This is a genomic window from Mesorhizobium sp. M7A.F.Ca.US.014.04.1.1 (genome assembly GCF_003998745.1).
Classification (GTDB): Bacteria; Pseudomonadota; Alphaproteobacteria; order Rhizobiales; family Rhizobiaceae; genus Mesorhizobium; species Mesorhizobium ciceri.
Genome location: NZ_RZRW01000263.1, coordinates 2419 through 7955 on the forward strand (window position 1 = coordinate 2419; position 5537 = coordinate 7955).

The following is a 5537-nucleotide window of genomic DNA, read 5'->3' on the forward strand; positions in this document are numbered from 1 at the left end:
GCCGAGGGGCTGCCGGGGCCCGCTGTCACGCTCCCGACGCTTCTCGGATCGTCGCCCAGATACGCGCCGGCGTTGCCGGCATGTCGATGTGCTTGACGCCATAAGCGCGCCAGAGCGCGTCGGTCACCGCATTGAGTGCCGCCGGGGTCGAACCGATGGTGCCGGCCTCGCCCGCGCCCTTGATGCCGAGTGCATTGGTCGTCGACGGCACGTTGCGGGTCTCGAAATGGAAGAACGGGAAATTGTCGGCGCGCGGCATGGCGTAATCCATGAAGCTCGCCGTCAAAAGCTGTCCGTCCTCGCCGTAGATAGTGTCCTCGGTCAGTGCCTGGCCGATGCCTTGCACGACGCCGCCATGCACCTGGCCGGCGAGCAGGATCGGGTTCACGGTCACGCCGAAATCGTCGACGATGGTGTAGCGGACAATCTCGGTCGCGCCGGTGTCGGGATCGATCTCGACCTCGCAGATATGAGTGCCGTTGGGATAGGTGCATTCGTCCTGCACGAACTCGCCAAAGCCCTTGAGATCGTCAGGCGTCTTGGCGGCCTTGGCGATGCTGGAAAAATCGAGCGAGCGATCGGTGCCGACGATGCGGGCAACACCATCGGACAACTCGATGTCGCCGGCAGAAGCCTCCAGCTCGTCGGCGGCGATGCGCTTGATCTTGTTGGCCAGATCCTCGCCCGCGCGGGAAGCCGACACACCCCCCAGCGGAATGGAGCGCGAGCCGCCGGTGCCGCCGCCGGCCTTCAATTCATCGGTATCGCCCTGGCGGACATGGATTTTGTCGATGTCGAGATTGAGCTTTTCCGACAGGAACTGCGCATAGGCGGTGGCGTGTCCCTGTCCGTTGGTCTGGGTGCCGATCTTCAGCGTCACCGTGCCGTCGCCATTGAGTTCGACGAAGGCCGGCTCCGAGCCCGGAAAGGCACAGGCCTCGATATAGGTCGCCATGCCGAGACCGCGGATTTTTCCGCCGGCCTTCGACTGCGCCAGCCGCTCCGGAAACGCTTTCCATTCGGATTGCTCAATGGCGCGCTCCATATGGCCTTCGAATTCACCGGTGTCGTAGAGGCGGCCGGTTTGCGTCCGGTAGGGAAATTGCTCCGGCCGGATGAAATTGCGGCGGCGGATCTCCTCGACGGGCAGGCCGAGATCGTGGGCGCAGGCATCGACCAGTTTTTCCAGCAGGAAGGCTGCTTCCGGCCGGCCGGCACCGCGATAGGCATCGACCGGGCAGGTGTTGGTGTAGAGGCCGGTCACCGAGACGTCGAGCGCCTGGATATCGTAGACACCGGTCGACATGGTGACGCCGATATAGGGGATGAACGGACCATATTGCGAGATATAGGCGCCGATGTTGGCGAGCAGGTCCACCTTCATGCCGAGAAAGCGGCCGTCCTTGTCCAGTGCCATCTCGGCCGTGACGAAATTGTCGCGGCCTTGCGCGTCGGTCTGAAAGTGTTCCGTGCGGTCGCCGGCCCACTTCACCGGGCGGCCAAGCCGCTTCGCCGCTTCCAGCACCAGCGGATATTCGCGGTAGACGAAGCTCTTGGGCCCGAAACCACCGCCGACATCAGGTGTGATGACGCGCAACTGGCCCTTCTTGATCTTGAACACGCTGGCCAGGATGTACTGCATGGAGTGCACGCCTTGCGACGCGGTGGTCAGCACGAAGCGCTTCTCCTCGACGTTCCATTCGCCGATCGCGGAGCGCGGCTCCATGTAGTTGCAGACCAGCCGGTTGTTGACGAACTCGATGCGGGTGACGTGTGCGGCCTTGGCGAAAGCCGCTTCGGTCTTTTTCCTGTCGCCCATGTGGTAGCTGAAGGCGCGGTTGGAACCGAGCTCCGGCCAGACCAGCGGCGTGCCTTCGGCAAGTGCATTTGCGGTCCCGGAAGCCGCGTCTTCGCCGTCATAGTCGACATCGATCAATTCAGCGGCATCCTGCGCCAAGGCACGGCTGTCGGCGACGACGAAGGCAACGGCATCGCCGACATAGTTGACGCGGTCGCGGCACAGGATCGGGATGTCGCGCGTCGGCGCCTTGGTGCCGTCCGGCTGTTCCTGCATGACGCCGGATTTCAGATCGCCGAGATGGGCAAGGTCCTTGCCGGTCAGTACCAGATGGACGCCAGGTGCGGCCTTCGCCGCCTCGGTCGAACCGATGGTGAAGCTGGCCTTGGCGACCGGCGAACGCAGGAGATAGCCATGCAGGACGCCAGCCGGCTGGATGTCGTCGGTATAACGGCCCTGGCCCTGGATGAAGGCGGCATCCTCGCGCCGCAGCACGGATGCGCCCATGCCGAATTTCGGTGTGACGACGGTCATGGATGCCTCGTGATGATGACAGGAGAACGAACGCCTGAAATAGGCATTGCCTCAGTTTTGTCGAGGGGCCGTTTCGTGTAAAGAGCGCGGACTTCAAATTTCTTGGACCAGCGGACACAATCCGCCGCCAACGCAATCGACAGGAAAACCCACGGAATGCGCACGGACACCGGCCAGGTCTTCAAGCTCGAAGACTATCGCCCCAACGACTACCTCATTCCGCAAACCGACCTCACCTTCCGCCTTTCGCCAGACGCAACGCGTGTCACCGCCGTGCTCACGATAGAGCGCCGTGACGGCGTCTCCGCATCGGCTCCGTTGGTGCTCGACGGCGACGGGCTTACGCTCAAGCACATCGAGATCGACGGCAAGAAGGTAAAACCGGCGGATCTGCTGGCGACGCCCGACCAGTTGACCATCCTCAAGCCACCGGTGGCGCGGCGCTTCCAGTTGCTCATCGAGACCGAGGTGGCGCCGGCGGGCAACGAAGCCCTGATGGGCCTCTACCGCTCGAGCCACGTCTACTGCACGCAATGCGAAGCCGAGGGCTTTCGCCGCATCACCTATTTCCTCGACCGTCCCGATATCCTGTCCGTCTACACGGTGCGCATGGAGGCAATGCGCGACGAGGCGCCGCTGCTCCTGTCCAACGGCAACCCGCTCGAAAAGGGCGACCTCGGCGACGGCTGGCATTATGCAGTGTGGCACGACCCTTTCCCCAAGCCGTCCTATCTGTTCGCATTGGTGGCCGGCAATCTCGGCCGGCTCGCGGACAGTTTCGTCACCCTGTCCGGCCGCACGGTCGAGCTCGGCATCTATGTCGAGCCCGGCAAGGAGACGCTGGCCGGCTATGCGATGGACGCCCTGAAGCGGTCGATGAAATGGGACGAGGAGGCGTTCGGCCGCGAATACGATCTCGACGTCTTCAACATCGTCGCCGTGTCGGACTTCAACATGGGCGCGATGGAGAACAAGGGCCTCAACATCTTCAACGACAAATATGTGCTGGCCGACCGGGAGACCGCGACGGACGCCGATTTCGCCAATATCGAGGCGATCATAGCGCATGAGTATTTCCACAATTGGACAGGCAACAGAATCACTTGCCGCGACTGGTTCCAGCTCTGCCTGAAGGAAGGCCTGACGGTTTTCCGCGACCACGAATTCTCCGCCGACCAGCGCTCGCGCGCGGTCAAGCGTATTGCCGAGGTGCGGACCTTGCGCGCCCACCAGTTTCCAGAGGACCAGGGCCCACTGGCGCATCCGGTGCGGCCGCGCCGCTACCGCGAGATCAACAATTTCTACACCGCGACGGTCTACGAGAAGGGCTCCGAAGTGGTGCGCATGATCCGCACAATTCTCGGTGCCGACGTGTTTCGCGCCGGCATGGACCTCTATTTCGAGCGGCACGACGGTGACGCGGCGACGATCGAGGATTTCATCAAGGTGTTCGAGGATGCGTCCGGCCGCGACCTGTCGCAGTTCGCGCTCTGGTATCATCAGGCGGGAACGCCGAACCTGACGATCAGTTCGACGCACAATCCGGCCGCGCAGGAGTTCACGCTCGAAATCGAGCAGTCGGTGCCGCCGACACCCTCCGAAAGCCGCAAGCGGCTGATGCACATCCCGCTCGCTTTCGGGCTGATCGGCGCCGGCGGCAAGCCTGTGCCGTATAGTAGCGTCGAGGGCGCCAGCGTCGAGGACGGCGTCATCCATATCCGCAAGCGTCGCCACATGGTGCGGTTTTCAGGCGTCACCGAGCGCCCGGCCGTGTCGCTCAACCGCGGCTTTTCGGCGCCGGTGACATTGTCCGTCGAGCAGAAAGCCGACGACCAGTTCTTCCTCGCCCGCCACGACGGCGACGCCTTCTCGCGCTGGCAGGCTTTCAACACATTGTTGACCGATGCGCTGATATCAGCGTTCCGCGAGATCCTCGGCGGCAAGCAGCCGGCCTTTGCGCCGCGGCTGATCGAACTCGCCGGCAGCATTGCCGGCGACGAGACGCTGGAGCCGGCCTATCGGGCATTGGCGCTGGCCCTGCCCGGCGAAGCCGACATTGCCCGCGACATCGGCAGGAACATCGACCCCGATGCCATCTATGCGGCTCGCGAGGCACTGGCGCTGGCGATCGGCACTGCGAACCGGGACGTTTTTTCGGGCCTCTACCTCAGCCTTGCCGACAGAGAAGCGTTCAGCCCCGACGCGGCAAGCGCCGGGCGACGCGCCTTGCGCAACACCCTGCTGGATTATCTGTCGCTGCAGCCGGGCGGAGCGGAACTCGCTGCCGGGCATTTCCAGTCCGCGACCAACATGACCGACCGCGCGGCAGCACTTGCCGTGCTCGCGCATCGTCACCACGGTTCGCCCGAGGCGGTCGAGGCGCTGGCGGCTTTCGAGACGACCTACGGGTCCGACCCGCTGATCATGGACAAATGGTTCCAGATCCAGGCCAGCGTACCGGGGCCGCAAACCGTCGACACCGTGAAGGCCTTGACCAACCACCCGGCCTTCTCGATGGGCAATCCGAACCGGGTGCGCTCGCTGATCGGCACCTTCTCCAGCGCCAATCAGACCGGCTTCCACCGGGCCGACGGCGAAGGCTACTGGTTCTTTGCTCAAACCGTCCTCGAGGTTGAAAAGCGCAACCCGCAAGTGGCGGCAAGGCTGGCGACGGCGCTCAGATCCTGGCGTTCGCTCGAACCCTTGCGGCAGGCGAAGGCCAGGGAAGCGCTGCTCTCGATCGCCGGCGCCGAAAACCTGTCGGCGGATCTGCGGGATATTGTCGAGCGCACGCTGGCTTAGCCGCTCTCTTCCTTCTCCCCTTGTGGCAGAAGGGAGATCCGTGCACGCCGCCAAGCTGGTGAATTTCAACCAGGACCTGCCAGCAGCGGCTTCCGTTAGGCGCTGCGCCAGCGAAAGCCCATTATTTTAGTCGATTTTTAATCTTTTTTCGCCGGACCACTGGACAAGGCGAATCACCTTTGATTCTTTACTGACGATTCGGAAGTGCGGCGTTTGCCGGATCACCAAGCAGCATAGGCAAATTCGGGGAGTGCCATTTATGGCGAAGGCGGACGCGTGGGGCGCGCCCGGAGGGACGGTTTTTGCGCATCGTGAGACGCGCGGCGACGGTCTTGCCGGGAATACGCGACTCATCGCCGAACCGGCCTACCGGCGGCTTCTGGCCGCCGAGCCGCTGCTGCGC

The 5537-nt window shown here is 63.5% G+C and carries 2 protein-coding genes; one reads left to right on the plus strand and one right to left on the minus strand.

Annotated elements, in window-relative coordinates; translation table 11 throughout:
- Positions 1–25 precede the first annotated feature (25 nt).
- Positions 26–2332, minus strand: a complete 2307-nt coding sequence (locus EOA22_RS18150) for a xanthine dehydrogenase family protein molybdopterin-binding subunit (protein ID WP_127390122.1) — start codon at positions 2330–2332, stop codon at positions 26–28.
- Positions 2333–2488: 156 nt separating this feature from the next.
- Between EOA22_RS18150 and pepN the strand changes: the two genes are divergently transcribed.
- Positions 2489–5134 (plus strand): aminopeptidase N, encoded by a 2646-nt coding sequence (pepN, locus tag EOA22_RS18155; RefSeq protein ID WP_063167698.1) that lies wholly within the window; start codon positions 2489–2491, stop codon positions 5132–5134.
- Positions 5135–5537: the final 403 nt, after the last annotated feature.

Bases quoted from the DNA above. Each gene is read 5' to 3' on its own strand.
- EOA22_RS18150 (WP_127390122.1), bottom strand. From the start codon at position 2,332: ATGACCGTCGTCACACCGAAATTCGGCATGGGCGCATCCGTGCTGCGG.
- pepN (WP_063167698.1), top strand. From the start codon at position 2,489: ATGCGCACGGACACCGGCCAGGTCTTCAAGCTCGAAGACTATCGCCCC.